A 25,437-nucleotide genomic window follows, 5' to 3' on the forward strand; every position below is an offset into this window, starting at 1 on the left:
GAGTGCGTTCCCGAAAATTCACCATCGAATCGTTGAGTATTCGGAGGGGGCAGCCCTACTTGACGATATCGACCAGTTCCACCTCGAAGTTCAGCGTGCTGTTCGGTGGAATCGGGCCGATGGCGCGATTGCCGTATGCCGTATCCGGCGGGCAAGTGAGTTTGGCCTTTCCGCCGACGCTCAGCTTTTGCACGCCTTGGGTCCAGCACGGAATGACTCGATTGAGCGGGAACGTGGCGACGTCACCGTGCTTGGCGGAGTTGTCGAATTCCGTTCCGTCGGAAAGCGTGCCTCGATAGCGGACCTTGACCACGTCGGTCGCGGTTGGGTGTGGGCCGGTTCCCTGCTGCGTGATTTCCACTTTGATGCCCGACGGCAGAGTTTCGACGGTCCCGGCAGCATGTGTTGCCGACGCGAAAATTGCCAGGATACCGACTGCAAGCAACGGCTTTTTCATATCTTCTCCCTCTTTGACAATGGAAATAAACGCCTTGCGCGGTCGTCAGTCGAGGTCGTCTTCCCTCTGGTGACAAAGGGCCACCCTATGACGCGGAGCTGACAACCTCCTTCGTCGGATGAGCCCCACGCACGGGTTCGCTGGCATCAGTATGCCGTGAAGCGCACGCAAATCGTTGCTAGTTTTCGCGGCCGGCCGAACGTTACTCCTGAATCAGGAATCGATTACGGTTCTTGGCATCCTTGATCCACGCAGGCGCACGACCTCGGCCCGACCAGGTCGCGCCGGTCTTGGGATCGCGATACTTCGCCTCGGCAGGCGCCTTCGCTTGTTTCGCCGACTGGCCGCGGCGCGCGCCGAAGATGTCCTTCTCGGTAATGCCGTATTCTGCGACCTTTGCGCGAATGTCGTCGACGATGGCTTGGAATTCGGCTACGCGGGCGGCTTCGGCTTTCTCCGTCAATGCTTCCACTTGAGCTTTCAGTTCCTTGTAAGTGGCCATATGCTCCTCCTCTGGTTGTGTTGCGCACATGATAGCGGGATTGAGTTGACGGAAGGAGCCCCGTAAGCAGAACTTTCCAGGCCTCCGTAAAAGAATCTATTGGAAACCAGCAAAATGTCCACAGGAAATGATTGCGTTTCCAGGGACGCTTCTCCGGCGACAGAACCCTTGATCGGTGTTACTGCGACAAAACCTCCGACTCAGGTGGATCATCCCGGAATTGCGTAGGTGATATGCCGGTCCATCGCTTGAATGCGCGGGCGAAATTGCTGGTGCTGGTGAATCCGAGCAAGAAAGCGATTTCGGTTACGGAGCCTGTTCGCTGCTGGATGTAATTGCAAGCCAGTTCCCGGCGCGTGTCGTCCATGATCTGCAGGAAATGGGTGCCGCGCTGCGCCAACCGCACCTGCAAAGTAGCCGGGCTCACGCATAACGCTTCGGCTACCTTCTCCCTGCTGCAGTCGCCGGAGGGCAGCAATTCGATGATTTTCTGCGTGACGCCGGTCACCACGTCGCTCTTGTCCAGCCGTGCAAGATATTGATTCGCGATATTGTCGTTGACTTGCGCCAATTCCGGGCAGGCCCCGCCGAGCGGCTGCATCAACTCATGCCTGTCGAAAGTCAGCGTCGTGGCCTGATTCGAAAAACTGACCGGTGCGCGCATCAGCGCGCGGTATGGCTCGTCGCCTTCACGCGGCATTGAACGATGGAATTCCACGGACAGCGGGTTGAACCCCGGTTTGTACAACATGCGCATCGTTTGCACCAGGAAACCGACGAATGCGTCTTCAGTTTCGCCGCAGACCTCGATCTTGAAATCGGTGGCGCGCAAGGCGATTGTGTCGCCTTCTTCAATGACACGAACGGTCGCCGCCTGCGACACCAGCCGGAAGTGCCGCTCCAGCCGGCGACAGAAGTCGAGCAGCGTGCTGCTGGCGGCGAGCGCGTAGCCGAGCGCATGCAAATTGGAGATATGGATGTGCCGGGCGACCGACAGGCCGAAATACGGATTGTTGGTGGCCTCCACGCAGGCTCGGTATAGCCGGGTCAGGGTGGCGACAGGCAGCCGGACCATAGGGCCGTTCACCAGGTGGGGTTGCACGCCGACGGAGCGAAAAATGCGCTCGCTGTCCATTCCGCTGGCTTCCAGGGTCTTGGCGATTGCCGTGCAGTATCCCCCGATGGTCGTCGCTTCCTGCGTTGTGACGAGGGCGGGTTGGCGGACGGATTTCAAGGCGCGGCGGTGTCGACAGGCGGTGGTGCTGTCGATTCTACACCGCCGCTGAACCGGTCAAGGCACGCTCCCCGCGGCCGCCATTCGTCCGTGCTGGAACGATGACCATCCCTCCACAGTCACTGGTCACCGGCACGTTCCACGAATGATCACCGCGGATCGCTTTGCGGAATGCACTTTTCGCTCCAAAGAGCCGCGCGGTTGTTTCCCCCTGCCTATGATCGCTTCCTATCGCGGACAGGTCTGCGCCTCTCCGCCACGACAACATTCCCAGATAACCCGGAGACGTCATGACCGAAGAAGCATTGCTGTTTGAAACAACTGGCGCGGTCGCGCGCTTGACGCTGAATCGCCCCAAGGCGATGAATGCGATGAATATTGCGCTGCTGGACGAGCTGGACCGCCGGCTGGCGCAGATCGCCGCCGCCGATGACAGTCGCGTGCTGGTCTTGACCGGCGCTGGCCCCGCATTCTGCGCCGGCGCGGACTTGAAGGAGGTGCTGGCAAGTCAGAAGGCAGAGGCCGGCGAAGCAGATTTCCTCGATCGTGCCAGCGCAACGCTTGCGCGCCTGCGCAATTTCCCCAAACCGGTGATCGCCGCACTCAACGGCGTAACCATGGCCGGGGGCCTGGAGCTGGCCATGTGCGCCGACATCGTCATCGCTGCTGAAAGTGCTGCCATCGGGGACGCCCATGCCAACTTTGGCGTCTATCCCGGCGCCGGCGGCGCAGCGGTTTTGCCGCGCCTGATTCCTCAGAACATCGCCATGTATCTGCTGTTGACCGGCAAGACGCTTTCGGCGGCTGAGATGAGGGCTTACGGTTTCGTATCTGAAGTGCATCCCGACGCCGAACTGGCCGACGCAGCGATGAAGCTGGCCGGCCAGATTGCCGGAAAGAGCCCTGTCGTGTTGCGGCGCATGAAGGAAGTCGCGCGCACCTCCGCCGACAAGGGGCGGGACGACGCCTTGCTGCATGAGCAGGTCATGTTGCGCCGCCATCTGCGCAGCTTCGACCTGCAGGAGGGCTTGCAGGCATTCGCCGAAAAGCGCGCGCCGCGATTCCAGGGCCGTTAAGCCGCCCCGATTTCTTCATACCGCATTTTTCATTCCTCTTTCGGGAATTACATGAACGATATCTATGTTGCCGGTGTCGGCATGACGCCGTTCGGCCGCTTGCTGGAGCGCAGCGTATACGACATGGTCGGCGAGGCCGTCACGCTGGCGTTGAAAGATGCCGGCGCAGAAGCAGCCGACATCGGCTCGGCATTCTATGCGACGCTGACCAATGGTCAGTTCCAGGGGCAGACCGCGATTCCTGGGCCGATCGCCATGCGCCGCATCGGCATTACAGGCATTCCGGTGTTCACCGTCGAAAACGCCTGTGCCTCCGGATCGTCGGCATTCAACCTGGCGGTGCAGGCGCTGCGGGCCGGGACCTGCGACGTGGCGCTGGCCGTCGGCGCGGAAAAGATGAACATCGCCGACAAGGCCAAGATGTTTGCTGCGTTCGACGGCGGCTGGGACGTCTCGACTGTCGAGGAAAACAAGAAGACGCTGCTGGCATTGGGCGAAGGCGTCGAGCCTCCGCCCGGCACCATGTCCGACCGTCCGTACAGCGTGTTCATGGATGTCTATGCGGCCATCGCTCGCAACCATATGAAGCGCTATGGCACCACGCAGCATCAGATCGCTGCAGTCGCGGCCAAGAACCACCAGCACTCGGTGCATAACCCACTGGCGCAATTCCAGCAGCCAATGACGATCGAGCAGGTGCTGGCTTCGCCGCCGATCACCTACCCGCTGACGACGACCATGTGCTCGCCGATCAGCGACGGCGCCGCCGCCGCCGTGCTGTGCACCGCCGCCGGCCTGAAGCGCCTGCAGGGCGAGGCTGGCCGCGCAGTGCGCGTGCTGGCCAGCGTCATTCAGACCGGTACGACGCGCAGTGTCGACGAGCCGCAAAAGATCATCGCGCACCTCGCGGCGAAGAAGGCCTACGAACAGGCCGGCGTCGCGCCTCAGGACGTTGACGTTGCCGAAGTGCACGATGCGTCGGCGATCGGAGAGATCCTCAACGCCGAATCGCTGATGCTGGTGCCGTTCGGCGAAGGCGGCCCCGCGGCCGAGCGCGGCGACTTTACGGTCGGCGGACGCATCCCGATCAACCCGTCCGGCGGCCTCGAATCGAAGGGCCATCCGATTGGCGCTACCGGTCTCGGCCAGATTCACGAACTGGTGACGCAGTTGCGCGGCGAAGCAGGACAGCGTCAGGTTCGAGACGCACGCATCGCAATCCAGGAAAACGGCGGCGGCCTGTACGGCATCGAAGAGGCCGTGGTCGGCGTCAACATTCTGGCGAAACAATAAGGAGTCCGCTATGGGACACGTATTCCGCACTGAAGAGCAGCAGGCTGCCGTCGATGGACTGAAGCGCTTCCTCGACGCCGAGATCGATCCGATCTTCAGCAAGCAATACCGCGACAAGTTCGTGCCACGCGACAAGATGGCCGACATCATGCGCCGGCTGACGGAATTCGGGCTGGTGTCGGGCATCGCGAGCGAAGCCAACGGCGGCATGGGCCTCGATTGGCTGACGTCGCTGATGCTGTTCGAGGAAGTGGCTACCACCTCGGCCGACCTGTCGGTGCCGGTGCTGATCAACTCGTTTGGCGTCGTGCTGCTCGAGAAGGTCGCGCCCCCGCATTTGCGTGAACGCTATCTGCCCGGCCTGTTGAGCGGAGACAGTTTCGTCTCGATGGGCATTTCCGAACCCGATGTCGGCTCCAACGTGCTGGAGATCAGGACGCGCGCGCGCCGCGACGGCGACCATTTCATCATCAACGGCGAAAAGACCTGGATCAGCAATGGCGAGTACTCGGACTTCCTGATCTGCACCTGCCGAACCAGTGACGACCCACGCAAGGGGCTGACCCATTTTCTGCTCGACCGCAAGGAACACCCGTACGAAGTTCGCGGCATCCATAAGATCGGCTTCAACAGCCAGTCCACCGCGCAGATCTTCCTGACTGATGTGCGCGTGCCGGCCTCCAACATGATCGGCAACGAAGGCGAGGGGCTGCGCAATACGCTGTCGCTGTTCGAAAGGTCGCGCGTATTCGTCGCCGCCCAGGGACTGGGCATCGCTCGCCGCGCGCTTGAAGAAGCGATTCGTTATGCAAAGGAGCGCCGTCAGCACGGCAAGGTCATCGCGGGTCACCAGTTGATCGCGGCGATGCTGGCCGAGATGGCGACCAAAGTGGACGCTGCGCGCCTCTTGACCTACCGCGCAGCGTCGATGATCGAAGCCGGCGTGCCGGCCGAGATGGAAGCGGCGATGGCCAAGTATTTCGCCTGCGAAGCAGCCGTGAAAATCGCCCGCGAGGCCGTGCAGATCCATGGGGGCAACGGCGTCACGACCGAATTCCTCGTCGAGAAGCTCGCGCGCGAGGCGATCATCGCGCCGATTCCGGAAGGCACGACCCAGATCCAGCAACTCATTATCGGCCGCGCCTTGACCGGCGTGCCGGCGTTCTAACGGGCTGACGCGAATTCAGCGTGACCAGGTGTGGCGATGAAACCCGTGCGGGTAGTACGGCAAGGCGCCACTGCGACGTCACGGCAATTTCTCAGCAGCCTCTAAACCCTATCCACAGGACACATCATGCGCATTGAAGGAAAAGTCATCGTCATTACCGGCGGCGCTTCGGGCCTCGGACTCGCCACGGCGCGCTATCTGGTACAGGAAAAAGGCGCGCGCGTCGCCATCTTCGATCTGAACGCCGAGGCCGGCGCCAAGGCAGTCGAGGAGGTCGGCGCCGAACACGCGATGTTCGTGCAAACCGACGTCGCCAGCGAGGAATCGGTGCAGAACGCGGTGGCCGCCGTGACTGCCCGCTTCGGCACGGTTCACGTCTGCATCAATTGCGCGGCGCTGCCCACACCGTGCAAGGTGCTGGGCAAGGAAGGCAAGGCCACGCCGCTGGCCAAGTTCGCGCAGGTGACGGCGGTCAACGTCAACGGCGTGTTCAACGTCATGTCGAAATGCGCCGAGCAGATGGTCAGGAACGAACCGGAAGCCGGCGAGGAGCGCGGCGTGGTCATCAACATCTCGTCGGGTGCCGCGTACGAGGCGCAGATCGGTCAAGTCGCCTATGCCGCCTCCAAGGCGGCGCTGCTCGGGATGAACATGCCGGCGGCGCGGGAACTCGGTGACGTCGGCATCCGTGTCAACGCCATTGCGCCCGGCCTGTTCCTGACGCCGATGGTGCAGACGCTCGACGAAAAGATCGTCGCTGCATTGAAGACGCAGATCGAAGCGCCGAGGCGCCTCGGCGACATACGCGAGTTCGCGCACTGCTGCGCTTTCATCATCGAAAACGCCTACCTCAACGCGCACACGATCCGCCTGGACGCTGCGTCACGCCTGCGCGCGCGCTGAACGCGCTGCACCGGCGACAGGGCCGCCCTTCCTCCAAAGAAGAGGGAGGGCAAAAGCACAAAGGAGACACATCCGTGAAGATGAACTTTTGCCGCATCATGCGCCTGATGACGCTGCGCTTTCGCGACCGGCAAGCGATCGTCAATGTGGAGCGCGGCCGCGGTTACAGCTACCGCGAATACCACCTGTTGACCAACCGCATCGCCGATGCGCTGCGCAATGCGCTCGGGATCGGCAAAGGCGACAAGTTCCTGCTTATCCTGGAAAACGACAACCTGAGCCTGCTCATGCTGCCGACCGTCCTCAAGCAGGAAGGCACGGTGGTCATGACCAACCTGCGCGACGCGCCGGAAGAGCATGCGCGCCAGATCGAACTGGTCAGGCCGAAGGTCGTCTTTATTGAAACGAGGCTGCTCGACGGCTACTACGCCATGCTGCGCGCAGCCGGTTGCGAGATCGTCGTCATGGACGATCCGACACCGGAACAGGCCACGCGCCCCGGCGTGCACGCGTTCTGGAGCCTGGTCGACGCCGCCTCCGAACTCGACGCCGACGTGGAGCTTGACGACGACGAGCACATCTTCATGTTGCGCTTCACCGGCGGCACGACTGGCCAGGGAAAATGCGCGATGTACTCGATCGACAATCTGATGGCTTGCCGCGACGGCGGCTTCGGCAATCCGGATTTCGGCTTCAACGACCGCACACGCATGTTGCACGTGGCGCCACTCTCGCATGGCACGCTGGTCGGTTTCGTGCCGACTTTCTATGCCGGCGGCGCCAATTTGACGCTCAATCAGCTCGATCTCGAGCAATGGCGGCAAACGGTCGAACAGCAGCGCGTGACACATTCGTTCCTGGTGCCGACCGTGCTGTACCGTCTGCTCGAATTGCAGCGCGCCAACCCACGCGATTTCTCCTCGCTGAACACCCTGATCTACGGCGCCGCACCGATGAGTCCCGCCAAGCTCGAAGAACTGATCGCGTGCTTCGGCCCCATCTTCGCGCAAGTCTACGCCGCCACTGAAGTCCCGATGTTCGTGTCGACGCTCGACAAGGCCGAGCACGAGATCGGGCAGGAGACCGAGGGCGGCAGCGAACATCTGTCTTCGGCCGGCCGGCCGACGCCGGGCGTCGAAGTTTATGTGACCGATGAGCAGGGCAAACCGCTGCCAACCGGCCAACCCGGCGAAATCCGCATCCGCAGCCGAGCCGTCATCAAGGGGTATTACAACAATTCCGCAACCACGGCCGCCGAGTTTGCCGACGGGGCCTGGAAGTCGGGCGACCTCGGCTACATCGACGAGGGCGGCTACCTGCACATCGTCGACCGCTTGAAAGACATGATCATCAGCGGCGGCTTCAACGTCTATGCGATCGAAGTCGAAGCGGCGCTGGCCTCCCATCCGGCCGTCATGATGTCCGCTGTGGTCGGCATTCCCCATCCTGAGTGGGGCGAGGCCGTGCACGCGGAAGTGATGCTGCGCCCCGACGCCTCGGTCGACGCCGCCGAACTTATCGCGCACGTCAAGGAAAAGCTCGGGAGCTACAAGGCGCCGAAGTCGATTGTGTTTGTCGAACAATTGCCAACCTCGGTGGTCGGCAAGGTGTTGCGGCGCGCGGTCAAGGAAAAGTACTGGCAAAACATGCAGCGCAAGGTCAGCTAGACAGTTCCATTTGAGATGCAGGCAGGAGTCGACTCATGGCCATGCCATCCGCCGTCGACAAGAACCTCTAATTGCCGGCATCCGCCACATCTTCTGATCTCGTCGTTCATAACAACCGGAGCACTCGATGAAAAGTATTCAGGCACGTGCGTTGGCGATTGCCACATTGATTCTGGCCGCGTCCAGCAACGCATGGTCGCAGCCGGGCCAGACGGCCAGTGCACCTGCCGGTATGCCGGCTGCATCCGCTGCGGAAAGCGCGGCGGCTCCCGTCAGCGCAAGAAAAGCCAATCGCGCGCTGCGCCGGCAGGTGTATGCCGCCATCGGCAAGCACAAGAAGATCAGCGCCGGCAATATCAGCATCGTCGCAAGAGGCGGCGCGGTGACGCTGAACGGCACAGTCACCGACGCTTCGCAGATCAATGAGGTTGCGGAGATCGCGAAGGGGGTTCCGGGGGTGACCTCCGTGACCAACAAGCTGAGCGTGCAAAAGCCGTTTGGCGGTTCGTAAAAAGCTCGCACATCGGGGGAAGCAGGCGCGAGGGTGCAAGAGCTTGCGGGTTCTGGCGTCGAAGTTGACCCGCCAGGGCCACCCGGTCAGAAACCCATACTCCTCGGCCTTTTTTGCTCGCGTCTTTTCTCGACCGGTGCGCTTGTCCGCGACAGATTTTTTCGCGTCCGGGCTCGTTCCATCCGGAAGACCGAATGTTGATCGCAAATGACCGGCGACTGCTGCCGCGCAGGAATAGTGTTTTGTCCAACGGACTGCATTGCATTGGCGGCATGCACCAACCGCTGCGTACGCATGCCCACCTTGAAGGATGGAACATGAATTTGCACGAACTGCATGGCGCTGCCGTCGCCGCATGGCTTGTTGTTCTGGCGGCGGAGACAGCTAGCTAGTAGCAAAACGCGACTAGGAAGCCTTCGACAAGCGCAGTTGGCGTTGAGGCGAAACATCCGACGTGTTCAGTACGTACTGCGGTCGCAACAGGCCGCTTTAAAGCAAAAAACCGGAGACGGAATGAAATTGAAATGGATCGCTGCGGCCGTTCTGGCGGCAACAGGTAGTGCAGTACACGCACAGTCTTCAGTGACGCTGTATGGTGTCATCGATTCCGGGATGTTGTATCAAAGCACGTCGGCGGCCACGTTGAGCCCGACGGCGCGGAACCTTGGCAAGGTCTATCGCTACAAGGATGGCGGCATCTATGCGAGCGCCTGGGGACTCAAGGGATCAGAGGACATCGGTGGCGGGTATCACGTCAATTTCAAACTGCAAGGTGAGTTCGACAGCGGCACCGGCAAGTTCAACCTGGCCGATACGCCGGGCGCGGTGGCACAGTTCAACCAGATCGCGACCGTAGGCGTGTCGGGACCGTTCGGTACACTAAACTTCGGTCGACAGATCGTGCCGATTGCCTATGCCATGGCCGAGACAGACGTACGGGGGGCTCACTATTTCGGCAGCACGCTGACTGCGTGGCTCGGCATGAACCAGGCTGCCGGCTGGCAGGGCATCAGCACCAATGCGCCAATCGGCGCGTTGTACGACAGCAATGCGATTGTCTATGAATCGCCGAAGTTCGCCGGCCTGTCCGCGGCACTCGAGTATGCCCCCGGAGGTGTGCCGGGCAGCTTCCAGGGAGGTACGCGAGAGTCCGCCGTACTGAAATATTCGAACTATGGCCTTCGTCTTGCGGCTGGCTACTACATTGGCCACGATACGAATCCCGGCCCGATGACGGTGCCAACCGGACTTGCCAATAACCGCCTCATCTACGTGGGCGCCCTATACACGTACCACGCATTCTCGGTTTCCGCATCGTATTCGAACGGCAGGAATCCGGCGCATTCCGACCTGGTCAACCTCGACCTGTATTCGGCCGGCCTCGGCTACCAGTTCTCACCTGCCTTCAAGGTGACCAGTGGCGTGTACTACCTGAAGGACCGCAACAACTCGACCAACAAGTCGACCGAAGTTGCAGTCGGCGCGGAGTACTACCTGTCGAAGGCGACGCTCGTCTACGGCCAGGTGGGGCACGTGAACAACCGGGGAACGATGACCCAGCCAATAACGTTTGGCCAGCCCGTGGCGCCGGGCATGAGCACGACAGCGGCCATGCTGGGCATCCGTCACACTTTCTAGCGACTTCGTCATCGCCATGTTCGACGAATGGGTACATCGTGGCGTGGAACAGATTCACGTGATGAACTTCGATTGGGCGCTTGCTGAATGAGGGGGATGGGCGGCACGATGCCGCCTAGAATGAAAGGGCCGCCTTGTTAAAGGAGGGCCCTGTCATGAACCAAATCTCTCGCATCGGTCTGGGTGTGCTTCTTGGTGCAACCTGTGCAGCCTCCGCTTTCGCGGAGGTAGCGTCGCATCCCTATGATCAATCGACCCCGAAGACGCGTGCCGAGGTCATGGCGGATCTGCGCGCCTGGCTGGCTGCCGGCTATGATCCGAACGACTGGATCAATTATCCCGAAAATGCGCTGCGCGCTGCCCGGATCGTGGCGGAGCGACGCGCGCAGGCCGCGGGGGCCGGTGGCGCAACGAACATTCGCCAATAGCCGCGGCAATGGGCTGGTAGCCGGTACAGCGAGCCTGTCTCGGCTTGGTTGTCGTTAGCGCTTTGTGTCTCGAATGGCCGCACTCGTCGGATGCGGTCACCTCTGCGGGCCACGGGGTGTCGTGCAAAGCATACGCACCCCTCGTCATTCCCATGTCGATGGGAATTCTTCAACTCCACACCGGACGCGCTCCAAGTCCTGACCGGCAAGGTCCAGGACGCGGAGTTCTTTCATTCGGGGAAGGCAGTTCTGAAGCATTGCCGGACAGGTCGTCCCGCAAGGTTTCCATCAGTGTCGATTTATCCGCAGATTTGCTCGCGCTGCCGAGGCCGCCGTGCGGCGCCGCGCGCGTGCTCGACTGGATGGCGCGTACTCGCTAATCCGCCGCGCCGCCCCGTAGCAGCTTCGCCCGGTAGAGCGTTGGCGACGTGCCCGTCCAGCGCTTGAAGGCGCGCGCGAAATTGCTCGTGTCCGTGAAGCCGAGCAGGAAGGTGATTTCGGTCACCGACAGGCTGCGCTGCGCGAGGTAGCCCAGCGCCAGCTCGCGGCGCGTCTCGCCGAGCAGGTCCTGGAAGCTCGTGCCGCGCTGCGCGAGCTTCAGTTGCAGCGTCGCCTGACTCATGCACATCTCCTGTGCGAGCTTGCGGCGCGTGCAGTCGCCCGCGGGCAGCATCTTGATGATCCGTGCGCGCACGCGCGCGGTCACGTCCGCGTGGTCCAGCCTGGCAAGGTATTCGGCGGCGATCTTGTCGTTGTACTGAGCGAGCTCGGCGCAGGCGCCCGACAACGGATCTTCCATCGCCGCAGCCGTGAAGATGAGCGCGGATTCGTCATGACCAAAAGTCGGTGCCACGCCGAAGGCCTGGGCGTACGGCTTCGGCCCCTCGCTCGGGCACGCGTGGTGCAGTTCCACGTGCAGCGGCGAAAAATCCTGCCGGTACAACAGGCGCATGAAGCGCAGCAGAAACGCGCTGAAGGCGTCTTCGGTCTCGCCGCACAGGTTCGTCTGATGGCCAAAGCGCAGCGCAACCTCCTGCGCGTTGCGCTCGACACGCACTGCAGCCGACTGCGAGACGATCGCGAAGTAGCGCTCCAGCCGCAGGCAAAAGTCCAGCAGGGTGCGACTGGCCATCAGCGCATAGCCGACCGCGTGGATGTTCGACACGTGGATGAAGCGCCCGACGGTCAGGCCGAAGTACGGGTCGTGTGTGACCTCGACGCAGGCTCGGTAGAGCGCGGTGACCTGGCCCGACGAAAGGCGCTGCAAAGGGTCGTTGCTGACGGCTTCCGTGAGCCCGACCGCACACAGCACACGGCGCGCGTCCACGCCCTTGTGCTCGAGCGCGCGCGCAATCGCCAGCGCGTAGCCGGCGATGACGCTCGGCTGATCGGGGGCGACGACGGAGGAAGGCAAAAAAGGAGGGCCATGCATGCTGCGGGCAATCTTAGGCGTGCGCCGCAGCGCCGTCCAGAGGGAAATCCCGGATGCTGCGCGGACCGGCGAATTGGCTCCACGGACCAGTGTGCGCACGACTTTCTGCCTAGTATCGAACCAAGTTGCATGACGCCCTCTTGATACCTTGCATGACGATCCCCTGGGGACGCACCGGGCGCGCCGAACAGCGTTGGTGCGGTCTCTCTGCTCTGAACTCGTGAGTCCGGCTACGTGAGTGGTCAAGCCACACTCCGGACGGGTGGACTCATGGGAATTTGACTCCCTCGATCGACGCCATGGCACTTCTGTACCCATTCGACCCTCCTTTGCCGCGCCACACAGTCGAGGTTGCCACCGGTGTGCGCTGGATCCGGCTGTCCATGCCGTTCAAGCTCGATCACATCAACGTATGGGCGATAGACACCCCCGATGGCTGGGTGCTGGTGGACACCGGCCTGAACTCCCCTGACACCGTGGGCGACTGGTTGGCGTTAATGGTGCAGGGGCCACTGGCACGGCCGCTCCAAGGGGTGTACGCCACGCACATGCATCCGGATCATATCGGCCTGGCCGGCTGGTTCACGCGTCGCACCGGCGCACCGCTGCACATGAGCCGCGTTGAATACCTGTCCTGCCGGGTCCTGCATGCCGATACGAACCGCGAGGCCCCTCGCGACGGGGTGCTGTTTCATCGGCGCGCGGGGTGTGGTCAGAGTCCGCCATCGAGGGCTATCGCAGCCGCTTCGGCAGCTTCGGCAAGCATATTCACGCGCTGCCCGACAGCTATCAGCGACTGCAGGACGGCCACCAGGTTCGGCTGGGTGAGCACGACTGGCGGATCATCACAACCGGTGGCCACTCGCCCGAGCATGTCTGCCTGTACTGCCCCGATCTGAATCTGCTGATCTCCGGCGACCCGGTGCTACCGAAGATTTCGTCGAATGTGTCGGTGTTCGCCAGCGAGCCGCAAGCCAACCCGCTGCAGGAGTGGTACGAGTCGCTCGGCAAGCTGATGAACGGCGTGCCCAATGATGTGCTTGTGCTTCCTTCTCACAACGAGCCCTTCTACGGTTTGCATGAACGCCTGGCCTCGCTCAAATCCGGTCAGGACCGCGCCCTGGATCGACTGCGCCAATCGTTGGCGAACGGGCCCCAACGGATCGTCGACGCGTTTGCCCCGCTGTTCGGCCGTCCCATCGGGGAACAGGATGCGCAGCAACTGAGTCTTGCGACCGGCGAAGCGGTGGCCTGTATGAACTACCTCATTGCCAGGCGCGTTGTGAAGTGTGTGGTGGACGACAACGACGTCGCCTGGTATTCCCTGCAAGCTTGAAGCGGACGCATGCCACGTTGATGAGCCGCGAGATTTGCGCCAGTCCGGCGAGACACCCGCCTTGCGCCTGAATGGCGACACAGGCATGGCCTACACGAATAAATCGACCAACTAGTTGGTTACGTTGTGCGTATTGATCGACCCCTTGCGTTCTCCCGTGTCGTCAGCGCCACGGCGATCCGGGGCCACACCTTCAGAAGGAGTCATCGTCCTATGCCTCATCCCATTTCCACTTTGGGCGCGGGTCACACCATTGTCAGCTTGGTGACGGTCGCCGCAGGTCTCTATAGCTTCGCCCGATATCAAAAGATCGATAGCACTACCCGGTCCGCCAGGATTTACCTGGCAGGGATGGTGGTGTCCGTGTTCACATCGTTTGGTTTGTCCAGTACCGGCGGCTTCAATGTCGGGCACGCACTCGGCATCCTGGCGCTGCTCGCAACATTGGGCGGACTACTCGTCCCGCGAATCGAAGTCCTGGGGCGTGCGCGGCTGTACCTATCCCAGGCCGCATTCACGTTCAGCTTCTTTCTGCTGTTGGTCCCCGGGATCAACGAAACGCTGACACGACTGCCGGTTAGCCATCCCCTCGCGAATGGCCCCGAATCCCCAATCGTGCGCGGATCACTCGCCGCGTGGCTAGGTATTTTCGTGCTGGGATCGATGTTGCAGTTTTTTTGGCTTCGTTCGTGCCGCAGCCGTACATGAATTTGCGGGGAGTGGCTTCGCTGTCGCTGCCGAGCGAAATTAGAACCGTTTACACAACGGTCCGGCCAGGATGACGTCGCGATTTCCTCGCCAATTCAAGAACCTAGGCAACGCGTAAACAATTATGGCGGCATGAGGCGGAGTCAAATCGCCACAGAAATGACGCCGCGCCCAATTTAGCATGTGTTGGAATTAGAAGCGTATACGGCCCGTCGGTTTATATTCACGCCGGAATGTCCTGTAGTCCGCCTCGATTTGCGCTGAGTAGCACATTCGTGCCTTGTTGTAGCCCCCTGGTTACAGAGAGTCAGCGCGTTCCCTGCAAAGGTTGAGCATTCTCTGAATCATGGTGCTGGAGTAATTGAGCCCCATTTCGTCAGTGAAGAGCGCCTGAACGCTCGACAGGCGCACAGCGATGCCTGCTTTCAGGAGCTCACTTTCGGCGATTTTCAGCGCAAGTTGTCCGATTTCCACGCGCTCAAGCCAATCTATAGACACCAGATGCCGCGCGAGCCACGCGCGGCAATTTGCTACCACGTGGTCCACTCGCCACTCCTGGGTCAGTGCGTAAGACGCTGCCGCCGTCGCGACGAGAAAGCAGAGCAAGTCAGCGCGCCCATCAGGCATTCGGGTTATATGGCGATTGTCCATCGTTGTTTCGGGTAGAGGAGCGTAGTGCAAGGTGACATTATTGGCGCGGTGCCGGCTGTGCGGGGCGACGAGACACGTTCACATCTCGTCTCCATTCGGCCACGACGGTGTAGTCTAGCAAGGTGCTGACCGATGCGGAGGTCAAGAGGTAGACTACCCTCAAGTGTCGGAGCAGGGTGTCTGCGGTTTGGAAAGCACGTCCAGCATCGCTGCTTCCGATGGCGAATGGAACTCTTCGAGGAAGGTATCTCTTGCAAGCGGAATGTCGCAACGCCGCGTGCAATGGAGCAGCCGCCCTTGCACTCAACGCAACGCAGCAGATGCGGGCATGAACATATGGAAAACGTAAACAACCAGTCCGAGCCCTTGCTGACTCTTGCAGAGTATCTCGAGTTGTCGCTCGACGAAGGCGGGCTGGTGATTCTTGCGCGAACCAGTGAGCAGTCTTTTGCCGTATATGTCGCCAATGTAACGGATTCGCTGAGTGATATTAGGCCACGCGGAAAAATTGCGGCTGCAACAGCACTCGCGATTCTGGAGCAGACAAGCCCTGGCTGGAATCAGTTTGTCGTTGGTGGTCAGCCATATCGGTTCATGCGCACCTTCGCACAAATGGAAGAGACTCCGGCGACAGTCTTCACACCGACATGATGCTGGCGACGCTCATAGTTAACATCGGTTGTGTTGAAACTCAATCTTTGCGACAAAGCGCGTTCGGGAAATTCTGCGCGCGAGGTCGAGCCCAGCCTGTTGAGCTTATGCAGCTCTGATACTACGTAGGGTGACTTGCCACAGGCTCGCTGCGGCAACGTTCGCGGCGCCGTGTATCTGCACTTGCCGTGCCGTGCCGTGCCGTGGCGTGCGGTGCGCCATAATTGCCTAAAGTTACCTTGTCTCCTCCATTTTTTTAGCTCGCCGTGTGCGAGCTTTTTGCTTACGACGACGGCAATCGGCATGCATTTCCGTTGCCCCGTGCGGACACCCGCCGGCTTACGCCGCGTCGAGCGAGATTCCTGAAATAGTGCTACCGCGACGATAACAAACCGGGTGTTCCGCGCGATTCACACTTCGACCCTGTACGCGAGCGTGACCACGTTGTCGCCGCGATGGCGGCGTCGCAAGAATAGAATCGAGAAGGAGCATCAGGCAGGCCAAGCAGCTCGCGCAAGGAACCGTCAGGGTGCCTCATGTCGCGGCGCGTCGCAGCAGGAGCTCAATCCGTGGTTGCGACCCGCGTTCACCGAAGCGTCAACCTGCATGTCGATTAACGGTGTCGCAGTCACTGCGTCGGCTACGCTATCTGAGGCGGGCAGAAGACCAGCAAATGCTGCAATGCCGGTCCCGCACACGGCCGCAAGAGAGATAGCAGCGACGGCGACGAGTGAATAACGAGTTGGTTTTGATTTGGCCACGCCCAGCAAGATGCTCATGACGGTAACCTCCGGTTGTCGCAGCTATCAGCTGCAACGACCGTGCCGATGGCGATAGACCTTTCCCTCTGCCATGTGGCTAGGGGCTGCGCACGGGGTTGCCTCAGTTGCGCCCAGCGTGCGGTGGGCGAAAGAGCGACGCGATGTTGGATTCAGACGAACACTTCACCGTATCCGCTCCGCCCGAACCCAACACCTAAGTTCCGCACGTGTTGCCACGCGCCCCCGTTGGGAAGCCGGGACACTTCATGCTTTTGTACGAGGCGGACACGTTTCCGAGGAGGGGGGAATGGGACATTTTCGAAAGTGGGCGGTGGTGTTCGGCCTGGCGGCAGCATATTGGTTATCGGCGAACCCGTCAGTGCAGGCGAAGCCGTTTTCGGCCGAACTCCGGTTTGATATCAAAAAGGGCGAGCCCGGCCTGCCGAACGAGTACACAAAGCTGGAATTTGTGGATGGCAGCAATCGCTATGTCGCGCTGGTGCGTCGCTCGGGCAAGGTCGTAAGCGAGGGGGGCTTCGCGGCGCGACGGTGCAGGACTGGGGATTCCACGAAGTGACATTGGGCCCGAACACGAACGGGCGAGGAATCGGCTATCTAGTGATTACTCGTGGTCCCGGCGACGTCCTGTATCTCAAGACAGAACTCCGACAAATAACCGTGCCAGGCAAGGGCGGTGAGCCGCGCTCTGTCTTCAATGGTCTCTGGGAAGTCAGTGCGGGGACTGGTAAATTCAAAGGGCTGCACGGCGCTGGCACCCTTCGAATTGAGCGGCTTTCCGAAAGCGAGCGCCAATGGATTTTGGAGGGCGAGACGAGCGAGCCGTAACATTTAAAGAACGCGGCGCGAATATCCGAGGAGGTCGCAGGTTCGCGCGACGGCTTGGGGCGGGCACCTTTGAGGAGGCGGTCGCGCCTGCGTCTGTACGTCGGTGCCTTGACAACGCCGTCGAACGACGGCTTGTGGTCGCAACCGTCGTGTGACGGGTGTCAGAATCTCGGAGGCCATCCTGGACCAAGACGAATTCACGGCGTTTGAGCACGCGGGCTGGGAGCATGTCGTCCTGCGATATCAGGACGACTTTGAACGACTGACCGCCCAGGCGGATACCTCGCTGCTCCGCATATTCCCTTGCCCGAGACACCCTTTCACCTGCTGAAGCACTGTACGGTGCGCACGGCCGTCATCCTGAACGCGCAGACGCCCGAGGCACTCGTCACGATTCAAGCAGCCGTGGCTGAGAACGCCGCCCGTTATCCAGTTGGTGGAGAACTCAGAGTGCCCATGCCGTGTGTGCTTGCATCAGCGCGGAAAGGCTGGCCGCGCCCGTACGAATCATGTGTCCGGCTTTGCTGTCCTGCGTGATATAGGCGTCCCGGTGAACTTGTCCGCCGACCGACTCTGTGAGTCTTTGAAATCTGCGTATTAAAGATTTTGTAATCTCGGCGTCGTTGATGTGACATCGGTATTCGGTAACGATTTCAGCCATACGTGGTCGCCCAATTTATATTCATCGTGGGTTGAATTCCGTCAATTGCTGCCCTAGGATTAATTCACAACTTAATATCGCTCACCTCGTCGTGAGCCGCATTGTTCGTGAGCCAAATTGTGTGTCCCGGGGCGGTGTAGTAAATCAAGACGAATCGGCGAACTATGGACACTTGCTTCCAGCACCCACTCTCGATACCCCATCAATAGCACCCTAGCGCGCCCTCTCCGGCGTACGTACGCGTTTGTCTCGCATGCTTATGAAGCAGGGAGGCTGGTTCATTGCGTTCGCTGGCCTCTCGGTCCATCCGGAGATGGACGTGGCATAGCAGCGCACCGTGCGAAGCCCGCTGTCACTCATCAATTCGTCCACATAGCAGTCAATTTTTGTCACGCTGGGGCCGAGCAGCACGAGCGCGAGCACGACGCCGTAGCGAGGCGCGAACTCGGCGCGTGTCAGCGTCAATTCGTGGCAAGTGGTCGCCACCTTTTCCGACGACGCGTTTCTCGCGGGCCGCAAGGATAGTCAGCCTGTGACGATTGCCCGCCCCGGGGGGCGAAAAAGATGTTGCGGTTGACTCCAGATGGACTACGCTACGAAGCAGCAGGGTTTCCACCAACACGTGACTAAAATAATTTAGGCATGCTTAGAAGTAAAATCTGCCGCACATTGGTTAAGTTAGTACGGTTCTTGCGTCGCCCATCACTCCGGCATTGGCACCTCATCATGCCGGGAAGCCAAATAAACCGACCATAGAACGAAAACATTTGGCCGCTCCTCTCTCGCTCTCTCTCTGGCGGTCCCCGGCGACACCGATGTCGCCCATCTACGTTGTTTAAGACAAAGAAAGGCCCCGCTTAATCTTGGCCGGGCTGGCACTGCTTTCACCATCTTGGTAGCCGGGGGCTCACGGGGTAACGACGCCCGTGCGTTGTTGCTCGCCACTGGAGATATGAAATGAGCAAACATCGTTTTTTTGGTCCCCAACGTCCCCTCAGGACGACAGTCCGTACCGCCGCAGTCGTCCTGTTCGCTGCCGTGTCGGTGTTAGCCCACGCGGCCACCACCGACCATATCTGGTTTAGCGGCGCCGAGGGGAGCGCATACGGCTACTTTTCGGACAGTTGCACCTCAGCGTACGTGGAGGTTCACGCAGGAGCGACTGGCACGAATAATCTCCAAGCGCAGGCTACCCCTTTTGCCACCGGATTCATTTATGGTTATAACTCGTGCACTAACACATTCGTATACGAATTCGGCTATGGGCAAGGTGCTGCGATTCAATTCTCTTCCGATGCCGGAAATGGCAACCAGCTGCCGAAATCGGTTACCGCGTCTGGCCAAATTCAGCTGTATAATTACTATACTGGCGGGAATGATAATGTGACCTTTCAAATGACATTAAGGGCGATTGGCATTCCCTACGATTTCAAAGGAGACAGCCAGATAACGTATCCGACTTCGTCGACTTCGTCGGTTACGGTACACGAGCATGACGATTACAGCCAAAGCCCTGCCAACGCATCGCTATACGTGTCAACCCAAAGCTTTGGGGCCCTGTCCCTACCGAACCCCTACGGCTTCACATATTCGAGCAGATTCCACCAAGTAGACATTACGCACTAGCCAAAGTCGGTGCATTAGGCTAGCAGCAGGGTTCTTCGCGATGTGCTCCCTAAGCACGTCGCGAAGGACAAGGCAGCCGTCGGGGTTATCGCGGCGCGATGACGCTCACGCATCCACGCGTCGTTGCTCGCAACCGGGGAGGTGACGTGAACATGTGTTGCCATGCCTGGTTCCACCAGGCTTCCTCCAGGTCGCGGGCCGCCTGGTCGATGCCATCATCCTCGAGCCAATACGCCACGGAGGGCGTCATCATCAGCGATGGCTCTCCTCGAACGATGACCGTGATGGGCAAGCAGGTCGCGTTAGAGAACGATTTGTGCCAGTGCAAATGCGAGCCGCTGCCAAAGCTGGTGGAGTCGCCGGACCTCGGGTCGATTGTGGCCTGACCGATTGAAAGTCGGTGTGCTGGCATGAGCATCAGCCAGTCATTCGACTCGGGATATGTTTGCCACTGAACGAACTGGACTCCTCACGGTTGGCGTCGCCGTCATGTGCATGACGCCCCTTGCGGTCATAAATTACCGCACTGTGATGCAAATAGACCTTGACGAAAATCGGGAGCCGCCAAATGGCTACGTATCGCGAGCTGAAGGCACAACTGGCAGACCTAACCCGTCAAGGAGAGGAAGCAAAGGCGGTCGAAGTTCAGTCCGTCATTGACGATGTTCGGGCGAAAGTCGCGGAATACGGCCTCACGGCAGAGGACGTCTTCGGGCGCCGGCGCCATGCCCGGGCAAAGAGAGCCTCGAAGGGCATGCCCAGGTATCGCGACCCGAAGACCGGCGCCGAGTGGACGGGCCATGGCCGCGCTCCGGCCTGGATTAAGGACGCGAAGGACCGTAGCAAGTTCCAGATTGCCGGTCCAGCCGAGGGAACGCTAAAGCATACAAGCAGGAAGGCCGCTGGCAGCACGGCTACCCGGAAAAAGACGGCGACCGGTGGCCGCGCCAAACGTCAATCCGCACGGCAAGCGACGGCCTGACCGCCCGGCAGCGGGGCACCTGGCCTAACTGCCGCGAGTGCCGTTGCAAGACACGCGTCTCAGCGGCGTGTCGGCCAAGGGTGGAAACACGTGCCAGCAACCCTCGTCGTGCCGAAAGAAGAAGAGTGCGCGCAAACCGGCCGCTTGCGTGGTTTCAACGCACACGTAGCGCTCTCTGCCCGGATGGGTCCGGCCAAAGGCGGTCACATGGACCTGCATCGTCGGAGTGAGCCATTTTTCCACTTGGTACCGCAGGGATTGCACCTTCGTGTTTTTCATTTGCTGCTCCCTTGCACCGGTTCTTGTTCGCAGCCCATTCGCCAGATACAGGGAAAGCGCTGCACACGAAGCGGCCCCCCCGACGCAGTTTCCTGCGCCGCATCTAGAAGTTCAGAAACCACTTTAACTGTAGAGCTATAACACAGCAAACGCGTGTGCTTCAGCAAAATAGCCACAAGAAAAAGTGTGGTCGGAAAGTGCATGTTCGCCAGCTCTGGGCGACGATGGTTAGTGCGCCGCATCACACATTTGTTTTCGTTAGGCGGAGAGCCTGAAACTGTTCAGCGCCACGCGGCCATATGCGTCATGCGGAAATACGAAGGCGCCGTCTGCGGTGCGCGCCAACTCGCCCATCGAGCAGCGCATGTGCGTCCCGATGCACGGGGCGTATGTCGTGCTCAATGCGGCGCGCGCCCTCGCGTAACTACAGCAAGCCTGCATTGCCCTGAGAAACGCGGCAATTGTTATTGTCATAGAACTGTCAAATGGGGCCGCCGACATTCAGACTACGTCGCGATGTTTGGGGCAAAGCACGTTCGGAAAATTCTGCGCGCGAGGCCGAGCCCAGCCCGTTGAGCTTATGCAGCTCTGATTCTACGTAGGATGAGTTGCCATAGTCTCGCTGTGGGAATGTTCGCGGCAACGTGTATGAGCACGTGCCGTGCTGCGGCGTGCGGTGCGCCATAATTGCCGAGAGTGGAGACCGATATCGGCATCGTTTTGCGCGACCTTGGAATTGCCGATGCCAGCGTCGTACGACTGCAGCGGGCGCGGGACCGCTTGGTTTGTGTGCAGTGGTTACTGGAACAAACAGCTATGGCGGTGACCCGCCGAGCGGCGGGACGGTCGCGGCCGGACGACTACGCCGAAAGCGACGGACAGAAGAAAGCAATCGCTGCGGCGATGCGGGAGGCGGTGGAATTGCTGGCAAGGGAGTGGCCGGACGACTACCCGGCCGGGGCGGTCGAGTGGCTCCTCGCCGAAAGATGAGACGGCAAACCGGGAGCGAACTCGTACGGTTGGGACGCATATTTCAGCCGAAGCTGCCGTTCGCGGGTGTTATTCAGATGGTAGTTTTCCGCAAATCTGCTGGAAAATGGGCCGAAATCTCCCCCTGGAATTAGAAGCGATTACGCTGTTAAAACAAGACGTTAGTGGTGGAAGGTCACACGAAAGCGCCTAGAAGCGTTTAGCGTAAACACTTCTAATTCACTTTGCCATCGCTTTGACGATTTCGGAAATTCACTACTCCACCGTCACCGATTTCGCCAGATTCCTCGGCTTGTCAATATCCGTCCCCCGCGCAATCGCCGCGTGATACGCCAGCAACTGCATCGGGATCGTATGCAGAATCGGCGACAACGGTCCGTAGTACTCATTGAGCCGAATCACATCGATCCCCGCACCCGGCGACAGCCCGCAATCGACATCCGCAAACACGAACAGCCTGCCATTTCGCGCACTGACCTCGTGCATGTTCGACCGCAGCTTCTCGAGCAGCGCATCGTTCGGCGCCACCGCAATGACGGGCATCTCGTTGCTCACGAGCGCGAGCGGCCCATGCTTCAGCTCGCCGGCCGGATACGCCTCGGCGTGGATGTACGAAATCTCCTTCATCTTCAGCGCGCCTTCGAGCGCGATCGGGTAATGCATCCCGCGCCCGAGGAACAGCATGTTCTCGCGGCGCGCGAGCTGCTCCGACCACGCGATGATCTGCGGCTCGAGCGCGAGCACCTTCGACATCGCATCCGGCAGGTGACGCAGCGCGCGAAGGTGATGCTTCTCGTCGTCGTCGCCGAGCCGGCCGCGCACTTGCGCGAGCGCGAGCGTCAGCAGGAACAGCGCGACCAGTTGCGTGGTGAACGCCTTCGTCGACGCGACGCCGATCTCGATGCCCGCGCGCGTGACGAACTGCAGCGCGCATTCGCGCATCAGCGCGCTCGTCGCGACGTTGCAGACCGCGAGCGTGTGACGCATGCCGAGCTGTTTGGCGACATGCACGGCGCCGAGCACGTCGGCCGTCTCGCCGCTTTGCGACACCGCGACGACGAGCGTGTTCGGATTCGGCACGCTGTCGCGATAGCGGAACTCGCTGGCGATCTCGACGCTCACCGGGAGCCGCGCGAGGCTTTCGATCCAGTACTTCGCGGTCAGCGCCGCGTGATAGCTGCCGCCGCAAGCGAGCAGCAGCACCGAGTCGACGTCGTTGAACACGCGCCACGCGGCGTCGCCGAACAGCTCCGGCATGATCGACGTGACGTCGAGCAGCGTATCGGCTACCGCCTGCGGCTGCTCGAAGATCTCCTTCTGCATGTAGTAGCGGTACGACCCGAGATCGGCCGCGCCGCTGTGCGCGGCGACACGCTGCACGGGGCGCTCGATGCGCCGGCCGTCGGCGTCGACGATCCAGAAGCGATGCAGCTGGATGTCGGCGACGTCGCCGTTCTCCAGATATGCGATCCGGTCGGTGATGCCCGACAGCGCGATCGCGTCGGATGCGAGGAAGTTCTCGCCGTCGCCGATGCCGACGACGAGCGGCATGCCGTCGCGCGCGCCGACGATGCGGTGCGGCTCGTCGCGGCACATCACCGCAATCGCGTAGCTGCCGCGCAGTCGCGCGACCGCGTGCCGGACCGCGTCGAACAGGTCGCCGTCGTACAGGTGATCGATCAGGTGCGCGATCGCCTCGCTGTCGGTCTGGCTCGCGAACACGTAGCCGTGTGCCTCGAGCTCCGCGCGCAGCGCGTCGCAATTCTCGATGATGCCGTTGTGCGACAGCGCGATGCGCGCGTTGTCGTCGCCGGGCGAGAAGTGCGGATGCGCATTGAGCGTGACCGGTGCGCCGTGCGTCGCCCAGCGCGTGTGGGCGATGCCCGTGTAGCCCGACAGCGCGCGCTCGGCGATCTCGCGCTGCAGGTTCGCGACGCGGTCGACGCTGCGCGCCCGCGCAAGCGCCCGGTCGCGGTACACGACGACGCCGCACGAGTCGTAGCCGCGGTATTCGAGCCGCTTCAGGCCGTCGACGAGGTTCGGCAGGATGTCCCGCTGGGCAACCGCCCCGACAATTCCACACATATCGCGCTCCGTAGAAGGTGCTGTTTCGATCAATGACAGCGATGGTAGGGGCGGTGCGATGGAATTAAATTTCAAAAATACACGAATATTGAAATGGATTCGTGTCGGCGTATCATGCTGAAATTAAATTTCACATGCGGCTGACGGAGGCGCCCTTGGCGAGCGTGACCCTCGACGATCTCGACCTGCGCATCCTCGCGATCCTGCAAGCGGACGCGTCGGTGTCGAACCTGGAACTCGCGGAGCGCGCGCTGTCGTCGCCGCCGACCTGCATGCGCCGCGTGCGCCGGCTTCGGGAGGCGGGCGTGATCCGCCGGCAGGTCGCGATCCTCGATCAGCAGATGATCGGCTCGGCCGTCACGGCGATCATCGAGATCAGCCTCGACCGCCAGACCGCCGAAGACTACGACGCGTTCGAAGCGTATGTGTGCGCCGAACCGGCGGTCACGCAGTGCTATCGCGTGTCGCCGGGGCCGGACTTCGTCGTGCTGGCCGATCTCGCGGACGTTGCCGAATACGACGCGTTCGCGCGACGGCTCTTCACCGGCGCATCGAACGTGCGCAACGTGCGGACGTTCTTCTCGACGCACCGCGCGAAGTTCGAGGCGAACGCGCCGGTTGCGCATGCGCTGCGCAAGCGGGCGTGACATCTATCTTCGGCGACGGTCACGCGGTACAGCGGGAATGCGCGCGCGAATGCCCGCGCGTCACAGCGCCAGCGTGTGCTGCGCGGAATCGTGGCGGCCGCAGGCACGTCCCGCCCCTTCGAGCGCGAGCAGCGCACGCTTCCTGTCGATCCCGCCCGCATAGCCCGTGAGGCTTCCCGTCGCGCCGACGATGCGATGACACGGCACCATGATCGACACCGGATTCCGGCCGACCGCTCCGCCGACCGCGCGCGCGGCGCTCACGGGCAGGCCGATGCGCTGCGTCAGCTCGCCGTACGACACGAGCGTGCCGAACGGAATCGACAGCAGTTCCTTCCACACGCGCCGCTGGAATCCGGTGCCGCGCAGATGCCGCGGCACCGAGAACGTCGTGCGCGCGCCGGCGAAATATTCGGCGATCTGCTCCTGCGTCTTGCGCGCAACCGGTGACGCCGGCCGATCGCCGGTCGCGATGCTGATCGACGGGAAATACTTCTGCCCGACGAAGAACAGGCCGGTCACGCATTCGTCTTCGATGCGCATCACGATGTCGCCCAGCGGGCTCGCAATCAGGTGGCCGGGTGTCATTGCAGGGGATCTCCGAGGTTCATGCCGCGAATGTAAACCATCGCGGCGGCGGATTCCGGCCGGATTCGGACATGAGTCCCCGCATCGGCCGCTGGCGGCGGTGCGCCGCTTGCGCAGATTCGCCGGTGCCGACAGCTTCGTCCCCGCGCAGGCGGTAAAAAACGATTAACCCCGCTATTCGAATAGGTCATCTCTTTTTCCTGTCCTTTCAGAGACGACTCATCGAAATCCCGCACTGGTCAGACGTCCGAAAACTCCCTATTCTTTGAAAAACGTTTTCCAAACCAAATGGCGGGATGCGGCGCGGCAGGCAACGC

At 61.1% G+C, this 25,437-nt stretch carries 26 protein-coding genes and 3 pseudogenes; 19 read left to right on the forward strand and 10 right to left on the reverse strand.

Annotated features, from left to right (window positions below; all coding sequences use genetic code 11):
- Positions 1-55: 55 nt before the first annotated feature.
- The 3 genes from ACV22Z_RS30600 to ACV22Z_RS30610 form a co-directional block, all read right to left on the reverse strand.
- A complete protein-coding gene (locus ACV22Z_RS30600; protein WP_448079986.1) occupies positions 56-457 on the reverse strand; it encodes an FKBP-type peptidyl-prolyl cis-trans isomerase in 402 nt (133 codons plus the stop codon).
- 202 nt (positions 458-659) lie between these two features.
- Positions 660-959 carry an H-NS histone family protein gene (locus ACV22Z_RS30605; RefSeq protein ID WP_448079987.1) on the reverse strand — a complete coding sequence of 100 codons (300 nt, stop codon included), beginning with the start codon at positions 957-959 and terminating at the stop codon, positions 660-662.
- Between the two features lie 178 nt (positions 960-1,137).
- Positions 1,138-2,193, reverse strand: coding sequence for an AraC family transcriptional regulator (locus tag ACV22Z_RS30610; RefSeq protein WP_448079988.1), 1,056 nt, complete (start codon positions 2,191-2,193; stop codon positions 1,138-1,140).
- Positions 2,194-2,483: 290 nt separating this feature from the next.
- On the opposite strand from ACV22Z_RS30610, the gene ACV22Z_RS30615 reads away from it, so the two are divergent.
- The 9 genes from ACV22Z_RS30615 (at position 2,484) to ACV22Z_RS30655 (ending at position 10,877) form a co-directional block, all read left to right on the forward strand.
- Positions 2,484-3,269, forward strand: a complete 786-nt coding sequence (locus tag ACV22Z_RS30615) for an enoyl-CoA hydratase/isomerase family protein (RefSeq protein ID WP_448079989.1) — start codon at positions 2,484-2,486, stop codon at positions 3,267-3,269.
- Positions 3,270-3,320: 51 nt separating this feature from the next.
- A complete protein-coding gene (locus tag ACV22Z_RS30620) occupies positions 3,321-4,562 on the forward strand; it encodes a thiolase family protein (protein ID WP_448079990.1) in 1,242 nt (413 codons plus the stop codon).
- A 10-nt stretch (positions 4,563-4,572) separates the two neighbouring features.
- Positions 4,573-5,730, forward strand: coding sequence for an acyl-CoA dehydrogenase family protein (locus tag ACV22Z_RS30625; RefSeq protein WP_448079991.1), 1,158 nt, complete (start codon positions 4,573-4,575; stop codon positions 5,728-5,730).
- Between the two features lie 126 nt (positions 5,731-5,856).
- Complete coding sequence (locus ACV22Z_RS30630) at positions 5,857-6,633, forward strand: SDR family NAD(P)-dependent oxidoreductase (protein ID WP_448079992.1); 777 nt, start codon at positions 5,857-5,859, stop codon at positions 6,631-6,633.
- Between the two features lie 80 nt (positions 6,634-6,713).
- Positions 6,714-8,300 carry a class I adenylate-forming enzyme family protein gene (locus ACV22Z_RS30635; RefSeq protein ID WP_448080043.1) on the forward strand — a complete coding sequence of 529 codons (1,587 nt, stop codon included), beginning with the start codon at positions 6,714-6,716 and terminating at the stop codon, positions 8,298-8,300.
- 127 nt (positions 8,301-8,427) lie between these two features.
- Positions 8,428-8,811: a BON domain-containing protein gene (locus tag ACV22Z_RS30640; protein ID WP_448079993.1), complete on the forward strand. Its 384-nt coding sequence runs from the start codon at positions 8,428-8,430 to the stop codon at positions 8,809-8,811.
- A gap of 194 nt (positions 8,812-9,005) precedes the next feature.
- Positions 9,006-9,203 (forward strand): hypothetical protein, encoded by a 198-nt coding sequence (locus ACV22Z_RS30645; protein ID WP_448079994.1) that lies wholly within the window; start codon positions 9,006-9,008, stop codon positions 9,201-9,203.
- Positions 9,204-9,324: 121 nt separating this feature from the next.
- The gene (locus ACV22Z_RS30650; protein ID WP_448079995.1) at positions 9,325-10,449 is read left to right on the forward strand and encodes a porin; all 1,125 of its coding nucleotides are present in this window, start codon (positions 9,325-9,327) and stop codon (positions 10,447-10,449) included.
- A 155-nt stretch (positions 10,450-10,604) separates the two neighbouring features.
- Positions 10,605-10,877, forward strand: a complete 273-nt coding sequence (locus tag ACV22Z_RS30655) for a DUF4148 domain-containing protein (protein ID WP_448079996.1) — start codon at positions 10,605-10,607, stop codon at positions 10,875-10,877.
- Positions 10,878-11,253: 376 nt separating this feature from the next.
- Here the strand turns inward: ACV22Z_RS30655 and ACV22Z_RS30660 are convergent, their stop codons facing one another.
- On the reverse strand, positions 11,254-12,408 hold the full coding sequence (locus ACV22Z_RS30660) for an AraC family transcriptional regulator (RefSeq protein ID WP_448079997.1): 1,155 nt from the start codon (positions 12,406-12,408) through the stop codon (positions 11,254-11,256).
- A 284-nt stretch (positions 12,409-12,692) separates the two neighbouring features.
- Between ACV22Z_RS30660 and ACV22Z_RS30665 the strand changes: the two are divergent.
- The 3 genes and pseudogenes from ACV22Z_RS30665 to ACV22Z_RS30675 all read left to right on the forward strand — a co-directional run.
- Positions 12,693-12,911: pseudogene (locus ACV22Z_RS30665) on the forward strand (MBL fold metallo-hydrolase); the annotation flags it as partial.
- Between the two features lie 104 nt (positions 12,912-13,015).
- On the forward strand, positions 13,016-13,645 hold the full coding sequence (locus ACV22Z_RS30670) for an MBL fold metallo-hydrolase (protein WP_448079998.1): 630 nt from the start codon (positions 13,016-13,018) through the stop codon (positions 13,643-13,645).
- A 213-nt stretch (positions 13,646-13,858) separates the two neighbouring features.
- The gene (locus tag ACV22Z_RS30675) at positions 13,859-14,353 is read left to right on the forward strand and encodes a hypothetical protein (protein WP_448079999.1); all 495 of its coding nucleotides are present in this window, start codon (positions 13,859-13,861) and stop codon (positions 14,351-14,353) included.
- Positions 14,354-14,650: 297 nt separating this feature from the next.
- Here the strand turns inward: ACV22Z_RS30675 and ACV22Z_RS30680 are convergent, their stop codons facing one another.
- Positions 14,651-15,004, reverse strand: a complete 354-nt coding sequence (locus ACV22Z_RS30680) for a hypothetical protein (RefSeq protein WP_448080000.1) — start codon at positions 15,002-15,004, stop codon at positions 14,651-14,653.
- Positions 15,005-15,229: 225 nt separating this feature from the next.
- Between ACV22Z_RS30680 and ACV22Z_RS30685 the strand changes: the two genes are divergently transcribed.
- Positions 15,230-15,655: a hypothetical protein gene (locus ACV22Z_RS30685; RefSeq protein WP_448080001.1), complete on the forward strand. Its 426-nt coding sequence runs from the start codon at positions 15,230-15,232 to the stop codon at positions 15,653-15,655.
- Positions 15,656-16,179: 524 nt separating this feature from the next.
- On the opposite strand, the gene ACV22Z_RS30690 is transcribed toward ACV22Z_RS30685, so the two are convergent.
- Positions 16,180-16,434: a hypothetical protein gene (locus ACV22Z_RS30690; RefSeq protein ID WP_448080002.1), complete on the reverse strand. Its 255-nt coding sequence runs from the start codon at positions 16,432-16,434 to the stop codon at positions 16,180-16,182.
- Between the two features lie 289 nt (positions 16,435-16,723).
- Between ACV22Z_RS30690 and ACV22Z_RS30695 the strand changes: the two genes are divergently transcribed.
- Positions 16,724-16,993: a hypothetical protein gene (locus ACV22Z_RS30695; protein WP_448080003.1), complete on the forward strand. Its 270-nt coding sequence runs from the start codon at positions 16,724-16,726 to the stop codon at positions 16,991-16,993.
- A 714-nt stretch (positions 16,994-17,707) separates the two neighbouring features.
- Here ACV22Z_RS30695 and ACV22Z_RS30700 read toward each other — a convergent pair.
- On the reverse strand, positions 17,708-17,923 hold the full coding sequence (locus ACV22Z_RS30700) for a hypothetical protein (RefSeq protein ID WP_448080004.1): 216 nt from the start codon (positions 17,921-17,923) through the stop codon (positions 17,708-17,710).
- Positions 17,924-18,880: 957 nt separating this feature from the next.
- Here ACV22Z_RS30700 and ACV22Z_RS30705 point away from each other — a divergent pair.
- The 3 genes and pseudogenes from ACV22Z_RS30705 to ACV22Z_RS30715 all read left to right on the forward strand — a co-directional run.
- Positions 18,881-19,549: a hypothetical protein gene (locus ACV22Z_RS30705; protein ID WP_448080005.1), complete on the forward strand. Its 669-nt coding sequence runs from the start codon at positions 18,881-18,883 to the stop codon at positions 19,547-19,549.
- A 236-nt stretch (positions 19,550-19,785) separates the two neighbouring features.
- Positions 19,786-19,935, forward strand: a pseudogene (locus tag ACV22Z_RS30710) (PAAR domain-containing protein); the annotation flags it as partial.
- 182 nt (positions 19,936-20,117) lie between these two features.
- A pseudogene (locus tag ACV22Z_RS30715) lies at positions 20,118-20,405 on the forward strand (H-NS histone family protein); the annotation flags it as partial.
- Between the two features lie 150 nt (positions 20,406-20,555).
- Here the strand turns inward: ACV22Z_RS30715 and ACV22Z_RS30720 are convergent.
- Positions 20,556-20,810 (reverse strand): hypothetical protein, encoded by a 255-nt coding sequence (locus ACV22Z_RS30720; protein WP_448080006.1) that lies wholly within the window; start codon positions 20,808-20,810, stop codon positions 20,556-20,558.
- Between the two features lie 696 nt (positions 20,811-21,506).
- Here ACV22Z_RS30720 and ACV22Z_RS30725 point away from each other — a divergent pair.
- Positions 21,507-21,800 (forward strand): hypothetical protein, encoded by a 294-nt coding sequence (locus ACV22Z_RS30725; protein WP_448080007.1) that lies wholly within the window; start codon positions 21,507-21,509, stop codon positions 21,798-21,800.
- Between the two features lie 255 nt (positions 21,801-22,055).
- On the opposite strand, the gene glmS is transcribed toward ACV22Z_RS30725, so the two are convergent.
- Positions 22,056-23,885, reverse strand: a complete 1,830-nt coding sequence (gene glmS / locus ACV22Z_RS30730) for a glutamine--fructose-6-phosphate transaminase (isomerizing) (protein WP_448080008.1) — start codon at positions 23,883-23,885, stop codon at positions 22,056-22,058.
- A 155-nt stretch (positions 23,886-24,040) separates the two neighbouring features.
- Here glmS and ACV22Z_RS30735 point away from each other — a divergent pair, with 155 nt between their 5' ends.
- Complete coding sequence (locus ACV22Z_RS30735) at positions 24,041-24,532, forward strand: Lrp/AsnC family transcriptional regulator (protein WP_448080009.1); 492 nt, start codon at positions 24,041-24,043, stop codon at positions 24,530-24,532.
- A gap of 60 nt (positions 24,533-24,592) precedes the next feature.
- Here ACV22Z_RS30735 and ACV22Z_RS30740 read toward each other — a convergent pair whose 3' ends face one another.
- Entirely contained in the window at positions 24,593-25,120 is a 528-nt protein-coding gene (locus tag ACV22Z_RS30740; protein ID WP_448080010.1) for a methylated-DNA--[protein]-cysteine S-methyltransferase, read from the reverse strand.
- Positions 25,121-25,437 lie beyond the last annotated feature (317 nt).

This window comes from Burkholderia sp. PU8-34 (genome assembly GCF_053427725.1).